The 14,546-nt window shown below is 62.3% G+C and carries 12 protein-coding genes; 8 read left to right on the top strand and 4 right to left on the bottom strand.

Annotation, left to right across the window (positions count from 1 at the left end; genetic code table 11):
* Nucleotides 1–191: 191 nt before the first annotated feature.
* Genes RDA78_RS05815 through ltnD form a run of 4 tightly spaced genes read right to left on the bottom strand, consistent with a single transcriptional unit; the run spans nucleotide 192 to nucleotide 3,761 of the window.
* Nucleotides 192–953 carry a hydroxypyruvate isomerase family protein gene (locus RDA78_RS05815; protein WP_434054409.1) on the bottom strand — a complete coding sequence of 254 codons (762 nt, stop codon included), beginning with the start codon at nucleotides 951–953 and terminating at the stop codon, nucleotides 192–194.
* Nucleotides 950–1,597 carry an aldolase gene (locus tag RDA78_RS05810; RefSeq protein ID WP_434054408.1) on the bottom strand — a complete coding sequence of 216 codons (648 nt, stop codon included), beginning with the start codon at nucleotides 1,595–1,597 and terminating at the stop codon, nucleotides 950–952. The genes RDA78_RS05815 and RDA78_RS05810 overlap by 4 nt, the downstream gene beginning before the upstream one ends.
* The gene (otnK, locus tag RDA78_RS05805) at nucleotides 1,594–2,835 is read right to left on the bottom strand and encodes a 3-oxo-tetronate kinase (RefSeq protein WP_434054407.1); all 1,242 of its coding nucleotides are present in this window, start codon (nucleotides 2,833–2,835) and stop codon (nucleotides 1,594–1,596) included. Before otnK ends, RDA78_RS05810 begins: the two co-directional genes overlap by 4 nt.
* Nucleotides 2,832–3,761, bottom strand: a complete 930-nt coding sequence (gene ltnD / locus RDA78_RS05800; RefSeq protein WP_434054406.1) for an L-threonate dehydrogenase — start codon at nucleotides 3,759–3,761, stop codon at nucleotides 2,832–2,834. The genes otnK and ltnD overlap by 4 nt, the downstream gene beginning before the upstream one ends.
* Nucleotides 3,762–3,904: 143 nt before the next feature.
* Between ltnD and RDA78_RS05795 the strand changes: the two genes are divergently transcribed.
* The 8 genes from RDA78_RS05795 to RDA78_RS05760 all read left to right on the top strand — a co-directional run bounded on the left by RDA78_RS05795 (nucleotide 3,905) and on the right by RDA78_RS05760 (nucleotide 14,436).
* Nucleotides 3,905–4,909: a LacI family DNA-binding transcriptional regulator gene (locus RDA78_RS05795; RefSeq protein WP_434054405.1), complete on the top strand. Its 1,005-nt coding sequence runs from the start codon at nucleotides 3,905–3,907 to the stop codon at nucleotides 4,907–4,909.
* Nucleotides 4,910–5,154: 245 nt separating this feature from the next.
* On the top strand, nucleotides 5,155–6,429 hold the full coding sequence (locus RDA78_RS05790) for a hypothetical protein (RefSeq protein ID WP_434054404.1): 1,275 nt from the start codon (nucleotides 5,155–5,157) through the stop codon (nucleotides 6,427–6,429).
* On the top strand, nucleotides 6,426–7,358 hold the full coding sequence (locus tag RDA78_RS05785; RefSeq protein WP_434054403.1) for a UbiA family prenyltransferase: 933 nt from the start codon (nucleotides 6,426–6,428) through the stop codon (nucleotides 7,356–7,358). Before RDA78_RS05790 ends, RDA78_RS05785 begins: the two co-directional genes overlap by 4 nt.
* A complete protein-coding gene (locus RDA78_RS05780; RefSeq protein WP_434054402.1) occupies nucleotides 7,355–9,817 on the top strand; it encodes a PEP/pyruvate-binding domain-containing protein in 2,463 nt (820 codons plus the stop codon). Before RDA78_RS05785 ends, RDA78_RS05780 begins: the two co-directional genes overlap by 4 nt.
* Nucleotides 9,814–10,905, top strand: coding sequence for a DUF3419 family protein (locus RDA78_RS05775; protein WP_434054401.1), 1,092 nt, complete (start codon nucleotides 9,814–9,816; stop codon nucleotides 10,903–10,905). Before RDA78_RS05780 ends, RDA78_RS05775 begins: the two co-directional genes overlap by 4 nt.
* Nucleotides 10,902–12,203, top strand: coding sequence for a hypothetical protein (locus RDA78_RS05770; RefSeq protein ID WP_434054400.1), 1,302 nt, complete (start codon nucleotides 10,902–10,904; stop codon nucleotides 12,201–12,203). The genes RDA78_RS05775 and RDA78_RS05770 overlap by 4 nt, the downstream gene beginning before the upstream one ends.
* On the top strand, nucleotides 12,200–13,000 hold the full coding sequence (locus RDA78_RS05765; RefSeq protein ID WP_434054399.1) for a hypothetical protein: 801 nt from the start codon (nucleotides 12,200–12,202) through the stop codon (nucleotides 12,998–13,000). The genes RDA78_RS05770 and RDA78_RS05765 overlap by 4 nt, the downstream gene beginning before the upstream one ends.
* Nucleotides 12,997–14,436: an AMP-binding protein gene (locus RDA78_RS05760; RefSeq protein WP_434054398.1), complete on the top strand. Its 1,440-nt coding sequence runs from the start codon at nucleotides 12,997–12,999 to the stop codon at nucleotides 14,434–14,436. The genes RDA78_RS05765 and RDA78_RS05760 overlap by 4 nt, the downstream gene beginning before the upstream one ends.
* Nucleotides 14,437–14,546: the final 110 nt, after the last annotated feature.

Below are 14,546 nucleotides of genomic sequence, written 5' to 3'. Positions count from 1 at the left end.
CCCGCATGGCAAAAGCCTGCGGGCTTTTTCTATGTGCGCAGTCAACAAACTCCACTATCAAACCACGGGCAGCCCGTTCGGCCGGCACAAGGTCCGCCGGACCAATCGCTATTCCGGCCTCACCTCGTCAGGGGCCCCATCAAGGAGGGCTAAGCCCGACGCACAAGGGCAAAAAAACCCCAAATCCTGCATTAGATCGAGGTCAACCAGCCAAGCGTATCTTCGGTCTTGGTTTTCGGGCGGTATTCCGCCCCAAGAGGCTTCGCCCAGCCCAGGTCTTCGATTTCGGAAAACACGGCCTGGTAGTCGATCTCTCCATGATCGGGCGTGCCCCGGTCCGGCACCGACGCGAACTGGATATGTCCGATGATCGGGAGCAGATTGCGCAGCCGGGTGATCACGTCGCCTTCTGTCCGGCCAACATGGTAGCAATCGAACATCAGTTTCAGATTGGCCGCGCCAACGTCGTTGATTATGTCCGTCGCCTGCTGCGTGGTCCGCAGATAGTATCCGGGAGCATCGTGCTCGTTGAGCGGTTCGATCAACATCGTCAGGCCGTGCTTGCCGCCGCGATCGCAGGCATAGTCCAGATTGTCAATGAACGTGTGGCCGCCCGCGATGCTCTGGTCGAAACCGGCCATGACATGGATGCCGCGAGCACCGATTTCCACCGCGTAGCCGATCGCCTCGTCAATCGCGGCACGGGCTTCGCCTACTCTTCCCGGGAGCGCGGACAAGCCGTTTTCTCCCAGTGCCACGTCGCCGCGCCGTGTGTTCAGCCCGAGCATCTCCAGGCCGGTCTCGTCAAGGGCCCGTCTCACATCGGAGGCGGGCGTGTCAAAGGGCCAGTGGCATTCGACCGCGTGGAAACCCGCGGCCTTGGCCGCGCGGATTGCGTCGGGCAGGGATCTGTCGCCAAAGAGAAAGCCGAGGTTGGCGGAAAACCTTATCATCCATCCCACTCCACATCGAAATTCGTGACGAGTGATTGAACCTGCTCGCCGGTGAGTGACCGCGCATTGACGCCGCGCAGCATCATGGCCAGCCTCGCGGTTTCCTCAAGTTCCTCGATCGCGTTGCAGGCGGCTTCCACGTCGCTGCCCGCAACGACCGGGCCGTGGTTCGCCAGCATGACCGCACTCCGCTTTCCGGCAAGCCCGCGGACGGCCTCGCCCATCGCGGGATCGCCCGGCAGGAAGAAAGGCAGGAGCTTCACCTTGCCGAGTTTCATGATTGCATAAGGCGTCAGCGGCGGCAGAAAGTCGTCCTCGTCAGCGTCCGGCATCATCGACCACGCCACTGAATGGCAGGAGTGAAGGTGAACGACTGCGCCTGCACGGCTGCGGGTGTCGTAAAATGCCGTATGTAGCGGCATCTCCTTGGTCGGCGGATCACCCGAGATCAGGGTGCCTTTCGCGTCAAAGCGGCTGAGACGGCCAGGATCGAGACGGCCAAAACTTGTTCCGGTCGGAGAGACCAGCAGTCCGCCGTCTTCGGTCCGGGCCGAGATGTTGCCGGTGCTGCCGTGTGTCAGACCCCGGTCGAAGAGGGACTTTGCCAGGAGGCAAATCTGTTCACGCAGGTCGTTCTCGCTCATGTGCCACCTGCAAGCAGTCTGTCGGCCTTTTCGAAGAAATCCTCAGAACCGAAATTGCCGGACTTCAGCGCGATCACCAGGTCAGGCCGGGCCCGGAGCGCCGGAACCCCGGGATCGATCTCGGGCCCGATTTCAAGGTTATCCAGACCTAGCCCCTCGACAATGGCACCGGATGTTTCGCCGCCGGCGGCGATGATGCGCCGCGCTCCCCCCAGCACGGCCAGTCTTGCGACCTCCGCGAAGAAGCTTTCGAACGCAGCGGAAGAGGCCTCGCGGCCATACGTTTCCTGTACTTTTGCCACTGCGTCCGGATCGGCGGAGCTGTAGGCCAGCGGCAACCCCTCCGTGCTGAGAAGCCAGTCGGCGATATCCTGCGGGCTCAGACTGCGATCGATGACATGTGCCGCGTTTATCTCCCTGGCCGGATGCCGGGCGGCGTGACGGGCGACCTGGGCCCGTGTCGCGGCGGAGCAGGACCCGGACAGCACAACCGATTTTCCGGTCTGGCCCGCCCAAGCGGGCTGGGAGGCCGTGCAGCCGAAATTGCCGGGAAGGCCGAGAGCAATGCCGGAGCCGCCCGTGATCAGCGGCAGATCCCTTGCGGCTCTGCCGATTTCGAACAGGTCCTCGTCACGGATCGCATCGACAACGATGTGCAGATGGCCGGCGGCATGCTGGTCGTCCAGGGACTGCCTGATCTGCGCTTCCCCCGCGAACACGTCTCCGGCGGCAATGTGTCCGACCGAATGCTTGGTCTGCGGTGCAAGCCAGCGTCGGATATCCGGGTCAGTCATGGGTGTCAGCGGATGGTTCTGCATGCCGGATTCGCTTAAAAGCCGGTCTTTCACGAACAGGTGTCCCTGGTAAATCGATCGGCCCGTCCCGGGGAACGCGGGACAGACGATGACCTTGGCAGCGCCAAGTGCGTCTGCCAAAGCGTCTGCGACGGGCCCGATGTTTCCCTCGGCGGTGGAATCGAAGGTCGAGCAGTATTTGAAGAAGAATTGGCTGCAGCCCTGGTTCCTCAGCCAGTCCAGAGCGGCGAGGGATTGCGCAACGGCTTTACCGGGATCGATGGAGCGCGACTTCAACGCGACGACCCCGGCCTGGACGTCATCGCCGGCAGGCGCGTCCGGAATGCCCGTGTACTGCACCGTGCGCATGCCTCCCTTGGCAAGGGTATTGGCAAGGTCGCTGGAACCGGTGAAATCGTCGCCGATACATCCGAGCAGCATCATGTTTCTCCCGGCAGTGTGAGACCCGCATTGCGGGCGTAAACCTTGGCGACCGCGGCATCGTCTTCGCGGCCGAGCCCCATGCCTGCGGCGGCGAGATATTGCTGCAGAGCGGCGGCCGTGATCGGAGCGCTGAAACTGGCCGACTTTGCAATGTCCAGCACGATGCCCAGATCCTTTGGCCAGATGTTTACCTGGCTCAGCGGTGTGTAGTCACCGGCGACGATATGGGGGGCCCGGTTCTCAAGCATCCAGCTTGTGCCGGCGCACTGGCTGATGACCTCGACGAATGTCTCCGGCGACACACCCTGGGTCATGCCGAATGTCAGGGCTTCGGCCATCGTTGCGATGTGAACCCCGGCCAGCAATTGATTGACGGCCTTCATCGCCGAACCGGCTCCCGCCGTGTCGCCGAGTTCGAACACGGTCTCGGCTGCTGCCGCAAGAACCGGACGGGCAGCGGTGAAGGCGGCAGGCGATCCGGAGGCCATGACTGAAAGCTGGCCTTGGGACGACTTGGCTGCCCCGCCGGAGATCGGTGCGTCGAGGTAGTGGACCCCCGATGCGTTGCATCTTGCCTCCATGTCACGGGCGAAATCCGGGGGAACCGTGGCGCAGGCCAGAACAACGGAACCGGCGCGCATTGACGAAACGATGCCATTGTCACCGAACAGGACGTCCTCGGTTTGCCCGGCGTTCAGGACAACAATGACGGCAGCATCCAGGGTGCTGGCGATTTCGGCGAGAGACCCGGCGGCCCCGCCTTCGGCCCGGAACTTCTCGATCTTTGACGGGACAACATCAAATCCATGCGTGATCAGACCCGCCCGCAAGCAGGACTGCGCAATTCCGTATCCCATTGACCCAAGGCCAATGACAGCGGTTCGGAACGGACCTGTCATTTCGAGAACCTCATTCAGCCAGAACATTTACAATTGATCCTATGACTGGTATCGATACCGGTACCGATACCAGTTGTCAATTGGCGAAGGTTTCTCGGCCTTTGGATTGTGTTGGAAGCCCTTAGCCGATAGACCGGCAAAGGGGCGGGGCCCACCGGGGGGACAGGCACTTGGACGAAAAGAGCCGTATCACGTTGGCGGAAGTCGCCATGGCGGCGGGCGTCAGCAAGATGACCGCCTCCCGTGCCCTGCGTGGTGCGGGCGATGTGTCCACGAGAAATGTCGAGAAGGTTCATCAGGCAGCACGGGAGATGGGATACGTCGGGAACCACCTGGCCTCGTCTCTGTCGGGCCAGCGGTCCAGCCTCATCGGCGTCGTTGTTCCCAGCATGGCAAATGTGGTCTTTGCCGAAGTTCTGGCGGGGATCGCCGAGGGCATCGAAGGAAGCGGCATGCAACCCGTCTTCGGGGTAACCGACTACAATCTTGAAAAAGAGTACGAAGTCATCCGGAACATGCTGTCCTGGAACCCGGCGGGCCTGATCGTCACCGGGCTTGACCAATCGGACGACGCTAGGCGGTTGCTGGAGAAGGCAAACATACCGGTGGTTCAGATCATGGATCTGGATGGCGCTCCGGTCGATGCCTGTGTTGGCTTTTCCCAGCGTGCCGCCGGTGCGGCGATGGCGGAGGCGCTGCTGGGACTGGGCCGAAAACGGTTCGGCTATGCGGGCTGCGGCCTTGAAATGGACTTTCGCGCCAAAAAACGGTTTGAAGGTTTCAGTGAAGCGCTGTCGCGGGCCGGGCTGGCCTTTGCGGCCTCCCGGATCTCCGAAGGCTTTTCGACCGTGAAAGGCGGGCGCGAACTGACGTTGCAATTGCTTGAAGCCAGGCCCGATCTGGACTGCATCTGCTATTCGAACGACGATCTGGCCGCCGGCGGTGCGTTTCACTGCATTTCGGCCGGATTGTCGGTCCCGGACAAGTTGATACTCGCGGGATTCAACGGGCTCGAATTCGTCGAAAGCCTGCCGGTCAAGGTTGCGACCTCCCGGACCCCGCGAAGGGAAATCGGGCAGGCGGCCGCCGGGATCGTACTTGGATCGGCCCGTGACGGAAGCGCCAATACACCGGCACGGATCGAGTTTCACCCCAAGATCGATCTCGGAATTTGATCCGGGGGTAACTCTATCCGGAATCTGTGTTGGACGCGGTGGTGTTGCTTGAGTGAAGCAGCCAATCGAAATGGGTCCGTTTGGGTCCGATCAGATATCGACGCCGAACCCGAAGGCCTCCCTGCGTATCAGTTTTTCTGCTTTGGGGATTTTTTACAAACATGCCCTAAGATCGCAGGCGTTTGACAATACCCGTTATGGTGTCGGTCATCCGCCGACCAACCGATGGAAACGCTTAGCGGAAAATGCCGATACCACCCAAGACCCAGCACTTCCTGAAAAAACTGAAGGCGGAGGCCGACCCGGCGGATATTGCTGCACGCCTGGGTCCGCGAGACGACGCGCCACCGCCGCTGATGACCTTGCCGAAGCCTTCCAGATCGGCGATTGCCCGGATCTGGTCGCGCTTGATCAAATCCGGTGTTCCGGACACCGCCAGGAAAGCACTGGCGGACGAGCAGACGCAGGCCGACGCGGGGCACTATGTCGGCAACATCGAGAACATGATCGGGACCGTGAAGGTGCCTGTTGGAGTGGTCGGACCTCTCCGGGTCAATGGCGTCTTTGCCCGGGATGATTACTTCGTGCCTCTGGCGACGACGGAGGCAGCGCTTGTGGCGTCTTATGCCCGCGGCGCGAAGGCGGTCGGAAAGTCGGGCGGTGTCAGTGTTGCGACACTCGGCGAAGGGGTCCTGCGCTCGCCGGCGTTCCGGTTTGCCTCGATTGCCGAGGCCGGTCTGTTCGTGGAATGGGCAATCGGTTCCGCCGAGAAGCTTGTTGCCGCTGCCGAAAGCACGACTCGGCACGGTAGGCTTTTGTCCATCGATCCCGTGATCGACGGTGAACTCGTGTTCCTGATGTGCCGTTACGAAACAGGCGATGCTGCCGGTCAGAACATGGTGACCTTCGCGACCGAAGCGTTGTGTGAATATGCGTTGAAGACAACCCCGGTCTCGCCAAGGTCTTGGTTCCTGGAAGCGAACTTTTCCGGCGACAAGAAAGCAAGTTTTCTCGGCGTCATGCTTGGCCGGGGGCGCCGCGTCACGGCACAGGCCGATATACCGGAAGAGGTTGTTGAAGCGACACTCGGGTCTCCGATCGACCAGATCCTGGAATACGGCCGCGTTGCCAATCTGGGTGCGCTCATGACGGGCCAGGTCGGGGCGCAGGCACATTTCGCCAACGGTCTGGCGGCCCTTTATCTTGCGACCGGTCAGGACGTTGCCTGCGTCGCCGAATCCGCTGTCGGGTTCACGCGCATGGAACGAAGCAGCACGGGTCTTCTCGTTACGGTGACCCTGCCCAATCTGATCCTCGGTACGGTCGGCGGGGGAACGAAACTGCCATCGCAATCCGCGGGCCTCGACATTCTCGGTCTGAAGGGGTCGGGCCACGCGCCCGCCCTGGCTGAAGTCGCAGCGGCCTTGTGTCTTTGCGGAGAGCTGTCGCTGACGGCCGCCGTTGCCGGGGGCCAGTTCGGCAGCGCGCACAAGCGTCTGGCGCGCGGGAACAGCTTATGATTGCCAAACCGGAACGGGACACATCCCTTCCCGCGCGGGTGTGGATCTATCAGCGGGAACGGTTTCCCCTGGTCCAGACAGTCCCGCTCCTGGGCGCCTTTTCCGCAGCCTCGGTCACGGCGTCGGCCAGGCTCGCCGATCGGCCGCTGCCCGATATCGCGACCTATCTGGCCGCTTTCCTGATCGTCATGGTGTTTTTCTGGCAGATGCGGGCGCTGGACGAGGTCAAGGACGCGGAGATCGATCGGCGTTACCGGCCGGAGCGTCCGATACCGCGCGGCCTGGTTTCGCTGCGCCTGATCCTCTGGCTTGCCGCCGTTGCGGCAATACCGGCTGCCGCTGCCGCCTATGCGCTCTCCCCGGGCGTGCTGATCCTGGTGATGATCGCCTGGGCGTGGCTGGCCCTGATGGGGGTGGAGTTCTTCATCCCGGAATTTCTGAAGAAGAGCCCGGCACTTTACCTGATATCGCACATGGCGATCATGCCGCTGATCGATCTTGTTCTGACAGGGTGCGAATGGGTGCCCGCCGGATCGGTGCCGGACGGTATCTGGACATTCCTCCTGATGAGTTTCTGTAATGGCTGCGTTATAGAGTTCGGCCGCAAGATCTGGGCGCTCGAGCAGGAGCGCGAAGGGGTTGAGACCTACAGTTCGTCCTGGGGGATTCCGCGGTCTCTTTCAGCTCTTGCTGCAATGACCGGGCTTGCCTTTATGTCGCTCGTCATTTGCGGTTCCTATCTCGACAGGCCATTGCTCACGACGATTTGCGGACTGGTGTTTCTGCTGCCTTTTCTGTTCGTGCTGGCCGACTTTTGGAAAACACCTGACGGCAAACGGCAGAAACGGCTGGAAACCCTCTCCGGAGTTTGGGTGCTGGCCTGTTATCTGATTGCGGCGTTTACACCGGTTCTCGGGGTGGCATCGTGACCTCGCTTGTCAATTCGCAAGAGGCGCGCACGAAATCGTCGCAAGCGATCGGCGGCAAGGCACTGGCGCTTGCCGGACTCGCGGAAGCCGGCTTCAGTGTGCCACCCTTTTTCGTGATCCCGTCGGATGGTTTTCAGGATGGCGTTCTCGGCGAAGATTTGCGGTCCGCCGTTGACGAAGCCTGTGCCGCTTTGCACGGATCCCGCTTTGCCGTTCGTTCCTCCGGCGTTGCCGAGGATGGGGTTGCAGAATCCCATGCGGGACAGTTCCTGTCGCGCCTCGATGTGCGCGCCGCGGATGTTCCGGCAACCGCCGAGGAGGTCTTCGCATCCGGGCTTGGAGACAGCGTGACGGCCTACCGCGAAGCGCGCGGGATTGCCGATCTGAACATGCCGTCGGTGATCGTGCAGGAGATGGTCGATGCCAGGGCAGCCGGGGTTGCATTTGCCGCCGACCCGGTAACGGGCCGGCGCGACCATGTCCTCGTCACCGCCACCGAAGGCCTCGGTGATGCGCTTGTCTCGGGTGAGGTGAGCGGCGAAATCTGGCGGTTCTCCTTTCCGCTGATGGAAACACTGCAAAGGCCCGGCGGAACAAGCGCGCTTTCGGAAGATGACGCACGCGAGATCGCCCGGCTCTGCGCCTCGGTAAGCGAGTTGAAAGGCGTGCCGCAGGACATCGAGTGGGCTTTCGCGAAAGAAAGGAAAGAGCCTTTTCTGCTGCAGGCACGTCCGATTACGACGCGCCTCCGGCCTGCAGGCGTGGCCGAAGAGCGTCTGCTTGTATTCGACAATTCCAACATCGTCGAGAGTTATCCGGGGCTGGTCTCGCCGCTGACCTACAGCTTTGCGGTCGCGGCCTACGCGCGTGTTTACCGGTCTTTCCTCAAGCTGATCGGAACACGGGCCACCGTGATCCGGGACCATTCCACGGAGCTGGACAACATGCTCGCCCGCATCGACGGGCGCATGTACTACAATCTGGGCAACTGGTACCGCCTGTTGTCACTGTTGCCGTTCTTTTCCAGCAACCGGGAGCACATGGAGACCATGATGGGGGTTTCCGAACCGCTGCCGGAAGAAGTCATGGCCGGGATATCGCCTGCAACCGGGCCCGGGTCCGGCCTGAAGATGGTCGCAAAGCTTGGGCTCGCCGCCCTTCGCCTGAACGCGACGAAAGCCGGTTTCCTGAACCGGGTCGCCGATACCGTGCCGCCGCGAAAGGACTGGCCGTCCATCAAGCGGCGGCCCTTGTCCGAACTTGCTGCGGAATACCGGCGTGTCGAAGCCGCTCTTCTGGATGACTGGGATGCGCCGATCGTCAACGACTTCCTGTGCATGATGGCTTTTGGCGGCTCCCGATCGCTCCTGCTCCGGTGGGCGGGCGAACCGGGCCTCGCGCTGCACAACGATGTAATGATCGGTCAGGGGGATATCGTTTCCGCCGAACCGGCGCGTCTAATCCGGCAGATGGGTGAGCGCGTTCGGACGACACCAGGTGCCGCCGAAACACTGGTCTCGGGTGACGCGGACGCGATCTTTGCACTTGCGGAGATCGGACCGCTCCTGAAGGCGTATCTGGACAAGTTTGGCGACCGGCGCATCGGTGAGCTGAAACTCGAGGAACCGACGCTTGATGAAGCGCCCTTGCCCCTGTTCCGCGCCGTGACCGCCGCCGCTTCCCGATCCACCACCGAGCCGCAACGTGCGGAACCGGATACCGAACTGGGCCGTCTGTTCAAGGGCCGTCCCCTGAGACGCGTTCTGGCGCGATGGGTGCTCGGGTACGCCAAAGCACGGGTGAGGGATCGGGAGAATCTGCGTTTTGAACGGACACGGATTTTCGGCTACGCGCGCCGGGTCTTCCTGTCCATGGGGGATTGCCTGACGGCAACCGGGCATCTGGACGCGCCCGAACACGTCTTCTTCCTGACGGTCGATGAGCTGCTGGCTGCGGTCGAGGGTTCAGCCGTGAATTCAGGGATCGTGGATCTCGTGGCGTTGCGGCGGAAGGATCAGGAAAATGCTGCGCGTCTGCCGGACCCGCCCGAGCGCATTCTCATTCGTGGATCGGTGCTGGACAGCACCGGCAGGTTGGCCGTGGTGACCGGATCCGGGGCGGCAGAAGTTTCAGAGGACGACCGTCAGCGCAAGGGAACGGCGTGCGGCGGCGGCACCGTCCGGGGAATGGCGCGGGTCGTGCATGATCCCGCCGAGGAACAGGTTCAGCCCGGCGAAATTCTTGTTGCGCGCCATACGGACCCGGGCTGGATTTCCCACTTCGCCAATGCTGCCGCCGTGATCGGTGAGCGCGGCAGTGTCCTGTCTCATTCCGCGATCGTCTCGCGCGAACTTGGTATTCCATGCGTGGTTGCGGTGCCAGGAGCCTGTGACTGGATAAAGACCGGAGACCGTCTCGAAGTGGATGGTTCCGCAGGCTGGGTGACAAAGATCTCATGACCGCATCCATCGACCAGCGCGCCAGTTTCGAGGCGGTCCGATATGCCCAGGCCTGGGAAGATGCCGATGTTTTGCTGGGCGCCTTCCACAAGAGACCCGGTCAGCGATTCCTTTCCATTTGTGCCGCGGGAGACAACGTCCTGGCGCTGCTGCTGTTGGATCCGCGTGAAGTCGTTGCTGCAGACCTGTCCGACGCCCAGATCGCCTGCTTGCGCCTGCGTATCGCCGCCTGCCGCACGCTTCCGCATGGCGCGTTCCTGGAGTTGTTCGGCGCACGTCCGTCTTCCCGCAGGAGCGCGTTGCTGACCGAGGCCCTCGCAGTTTGTGACGGCGATACCAGTGCTTTCTGGCAAGCGCTGGAGCCTCAGGTTGCCGAATATGGTGCTGGCAATGTCGGCAAGTTCGAGAACTATTTTCGTCTGTTCCGCCGCTATGTTCTGCCGCTGATCCACTCAAGGTCGACCGTTGAGAGCGTCTTCGAAAAGCGCGACTGGGCGGCCCGGGCCCGGTTTTTCGAGGACCGCTGGAACAATCGCCGCTGGAACCTGTGTACCAGCCTGTTTTTCTCCAGGACCGTCATGGGCTGGCTCGGGCGGGATCCGGCATTTTTCGATCATGTGGAGGGCAGCGCAGGCGCGCATGTCAGGAACAAGGTCCGGTTCGCAGCGGTTGACCAGGACCCGAGCGAAAACCCTTACATGCGCACGGTCCTGACCGGCCGCAGCGCCGACGTTCTGCCAACGGCCTGGCGCGAGGAAACCTATCAGGCAATTGCCGATCGGGTCGACCGCATAACGGTGGTGAAGGGCCCCGTGCAGCGGGCTGCCAAGGGACCGTTCGACGGTTTCAATCTCTCCGACATCTTCGAGTATATGTCCGTGGAGGAAACAGCCGAGATTTACACGGACTTGTTCGAACAGGCAGCGCCCGGTGCGCGATTTGTCTACTGGAACATGATGGCGCCGCGTTCCGCGCCGCCCTCGCTGGCCGGCCGTGTGGTGCGGCTCTCTGATCTGGAAGCGGAACTCAAGCAGATCGACAAGGCTTTCTTCTATGCCGACCTGATCGTCGAGGAGAAGACGTCTTGACGGCGCAGGTGCTGATCGCCGTCGCTTCTGTCGTCGCACTCTTCGCGCTTGCGACGGGTATCCGGCGGATTGCCGGCCGGTTTGTCATCGGCGCTGAAAGCCAGCGCAAGGCCGTTCATGTTGGTGTGGGCATTCACGCGATGCTCCTGCCTCTTCTGCTCAATCGGGAGGGGTTTCTTGTCTTCGCCGGACTGGCCGCCGCAGCCCTCTTCGTGCTCCGCATGCCGGGGGTTGCGACGGATGGCATCGGGGCATCGCTCCACTCCGTGCAGCGGCGCTCTTGGGGGGACTTCCTGTTCCTGGTCGCCGTGACCTTGCTCTTTGTCCTCTCGGCGGGGCATCCCGCCCTCTATACCCTGCCGATTGCCGTGCTCACGCTGTCCGATGCCGCTGCCGCCCTGGTCGGCACCAGATACGGCCAGCTCAGGTTCGGCGGCGATGACAGGATCAAGAGTGTCGAGGGCAGCGCCACGTTTCTCGTCGTGACCTGGATCGTTGCCGTCATCATCCTGCAGCTTGGAACCGAGATACCGCGCGCGAATGTCATCTGGCTCGCGACCCTCGTGGCGCTGTTCGCCACCTACGTTGAGGCCGACAGCTGGCGCGGTCTGGACAATCTGTTTGTGCCGGTCGGGATCTTCGTGCTCCTTGTAACCTGGTCGGACTCTTCCCCGGTCATACTGGCTGTCATCACGCTTGTCTGGCTGTCTCTGCTCGTGGCGGCACAGGTTTATGCGCCGCGCATTGGCATGACAGCGCATGCAGCCAGGACCGCTCTGGTCGCGCTGATCCTGTCCACGATCGCAGCTTCCCCGATCAACTCCGTTTTGCCTGTCATGGCGTTTTTTGCCGCGATGATGGCCAGATCGGCGGTCGAGGATACGGAGCCGGTGCTGGATTTCGTGGCAACGCTGGTTCTGACCGGCGTTATCTGGCTCCTGACGGGCAATGTCTTCGGCGACAATGCGGTTGCCTATTATTCGGCAACGTTTGCGGCGGTCGGGTCCGGCTATGTTGCATTCGCCCTCAGAAGGACCCGGCTTCGAGTTCCGGGCGGCGCCGCAGCCGCAGCCCTGTTTCTTTTTGTCTATTGGTTATTGCTGCCTCACATCATCGATTTCATCGGCTGGACCCCGGAGATCCCCTTGCTGCTGGTCGCCGGAGCCGTCACGATCGTAACGCTGTTGAGCGAAGTCTTGCGGCCGAAGTCCTGGGGCAACCGGAACCCGGGCCTGCGGCTGGCGATCACCGCGTTGGCGATGCTTATGCCCGTTTATGTCTACGAGGTTCTGTCATGAAAACGCAGCCGAAGCTCCACCGTGACGTTCCCGCCTGGAGGGGACTGCGCACCGCTGCGATCGGGACGGGAGCGTTTGGCGACACCGCGAGCGGTGCAGCCTATCTGCAGGAGGCCTGCGCGGCGCTGCGCGGCGAAGGCTTCGAGGCGGTGGTTGGTCCGATGGACGGATCGACATGGGGAACTTACCGCCTGCAGACCTGGTCGGACGGGAGCCCGGAGTTTCTGATGGAACCCAAAGGTGGTCCCGATGATCTCGTCGCCTATGAGCAGGCGGGTTTCGAGATTGCGGAATTGCATGTTTCGGCGACAGCCGAACCCGGGCCGCGCGGCTTTGAGGACAGGGTTTCCGGAGTTTCGGTTGAAAGCTGGAACGGCAAGGATCCCGAGGCGTTGCTTTCCGGTGCGCATGCGCTGGTGATGGAAGGCTTCCGCTCGACGCCTTTTTTCACGCCCGTTCCGGAAGCCATGTTCCTGGAACGCTATGGTTCGTTGCTGGCGCATGCCGATCCGCGATTCATCCTGCGCGCCATCGATCGGGATGGAGCCCTGCGCGGACTGACCCTCGCGTTTCCCGATCCGATGCGCCGGGGCGCCATTGTGCTTAAGACCTATGTCGGAACCATTCCGGGGGCCGGCCGGGCGATGGCGGACCGAATCCACGCCCTTGCCGGGGAACTCGGCTTCAGGGAAGTCGTCCATGCGTTGATGCGCTCAGGGATCGCGTCGGAGGCGCAGAGCCGGAAATTCGGCGGAACGGTTTTTCGGCGTTACGCGTTGATGGGACGCCTGCTGTGAATCTCATCAACGACTTCCTGCGTGAGGCGGAGCGCCATCCGGAGCGCATCGCGATCATCGATAAGTCGGGCATTGCAATCAGTTACGGGGATCTTGAAAGAAAATCGGCGCGGCTTGCGGCTACCTTTGCCGCAAAGGGTATCGGGAAAGGAGACAGGGTGCTGGTCGGAACCTTCCCCGGCATCGGTCTTTACGCGGGCCTTGCCGCTCTCTGGCGGGTGGGCGCGGTGGCGGTTTTCCCGGAACCGGCGATGGGTCTCGCCGGGTTTCGGCATGCGGCAACGGCGGCGCAACCGGTGGCGCTGATGGCGAACTGGAAAATCGGCCTGCTGTCCCGCCTGTTGCCAGAGACCCGGCGCATTCCGCAGCGACTGTCCGCAGAAGCAGAAAACGCCGGTCTTCTCGATCATTGCGAAGTGCGCGAGCCGTCGGATCCGGCACTGATCTCCTTCACCAGCGGCAGCACGGGCCTTCCCAAGGCGATCGAGCGCTCCCACGGCCTCATGCGTGCGCAGCACACGGCGCTGGCGCCGCTCATTGCCCCCGGAGAAGGATTTGAGACTGACATCGTCGCCTTTCCCGCCTTTGTCCTGACCTGTATCGGACATGGCGGCACCGCGGTCATGCCGAACTGGAACCTGCGCCGCCATGACAGGACGTCTCCGGACGCCGTTTGCCGGCTGGCGGAGGAGACCGGTGCAACGCGGCTCCTGGTTCCGCCGGTTGTCGTTGAGCGTCTGCTGCAGGCCCGGCTGCAGGAGACCGTCAAACGGGTGATGACGGGCGGAGGGCCCCTTTATCCGGACATTGCGCGGCGGTTTCTCGACGCCAATCCCGGCAAGGGACTGACTGTGGTCTACGGATCGACGGAAGCGGAGCCCGTTTCCCATGTTCATCTGGAAGAGCTGAGCGACACCGATTGGGAAGCCGCCGCGTCCGGAAAGGGACTGCCGGTCGGGACACCCGTTGACGAGGTCTCGCTGAAATTCGTCGACACGGAAATCCTGGTCTCCGGCCCGCATGTCAATCGCGGCTATCTCGACCCGAGCCGGGACCGGGAGACGAAATGCGTTGACGGCACGACTGTCTGGCACCGCACGGGCGATGCCGGTCGCCTCGACGAAAGCGGCCGCCTATGGCTTCTCGGAAGATACAACGCCTCGAGCGAGGCCTATTCCGCATTTTCGATCGAAACCGCCGCGCGGCTCTGGCCAGGTGTCTCCGCAGCGGCCTTCGCCGTCGGTCCTGGCGGGACGCCGGTGCTGTTCCTGGCAGGCGAGGCAGGTCATGAGGAGTTGTGGCGCGAACGCTTGGACATGCTTGGCGAGATTGAATTGCAGATCGTGGGCGAGATCCCCATGGACCGCCGGCACCGCTCCAAACCTGATACGGCGAAACTGCTGGCAGAGGCTCGTTCGGCCCGGAAGACGGCCTGACCCCTTGCCGGGATGAAACACCTTCTCAAAATTCTTAAATGATCTGGACCAGGGCACATGACAAACTAGATGTGCATGGAGGACATCTTTCCCGCGACGCCTGACCGGCA

The sequence above is a fragment of the Roseibium sp. genome (genome assembly GCF_051016195.1).
In the GTDB taxonomy this organism is placed as follows: Bacteria; Pseudomonadota; Alphaproteobacteria; order Rhizobiales; family Stappiaceae; genus Roseibium.
The sequence above is the reverse complement of the archived record's forward strand: the minus strand, read 5'-3'. Positions and strand labels throughout refer to the sequence as shown.

Bases quoted from the DNA above. Each gene is read 5' to 3' on its own strand.
- RDA78_RS05815 (WP_434054409.1), bottom strand. From the start codon at position 953: ATGATAAGGTTTTCCGCCAACCTCGGCTTTCTCTTTGGCGACAGATCC.
- RDA78_RS05810 (WP_434054408.1), bottom strand. From the start codon at position 1,597: ATGAGCGAGAACGACCTGCGTGAACAGATTTGCCTCCTGGCAAAGTCC.
- otnK (WP_434054407.1), bottom strand. From the start codon at position 2,835: ATGATGCTGCTCGGATGTATCGGCGACGATTTCACCGGTTCCAGCGAC.
- ltnD (WP_434054406.1), bottom strand. From the start codon at position 3,761: ATGTTCTGGCTGAATGAGGTTCTCGAAATGACAGGTCCGTTCCGAACC.
- RDA78_RS05790 (WP_434054404.1), top strand. From the start codon at position 5,155: ATGCCGATACCACCCAAGACCCAGCACTTCCTGAAAAAACTGAAGGCG.
- RDA78_RS05785 (WP_434054403.1), top strand. From the start codon at position 6,426: ATGATTGCCAAACCGGAACGGGACACATCCCTTCCCGCGCGGGTGTGG.
- RDA78_RS05775 (WP_434054401.1), top strand. From the start codon at position 9,814: ATGACCGCATCCATCGACCAGCGCGCCAGTTTCGAGGCGGTCCGATAT.
- RDA78_RS05765 (WP_434054399.1), top strand. From the start codon at position 12,200: ATGAAAACGCAGCCGAAGCTCCACCGTGACGTTCCCGCCTGGAGGGGA.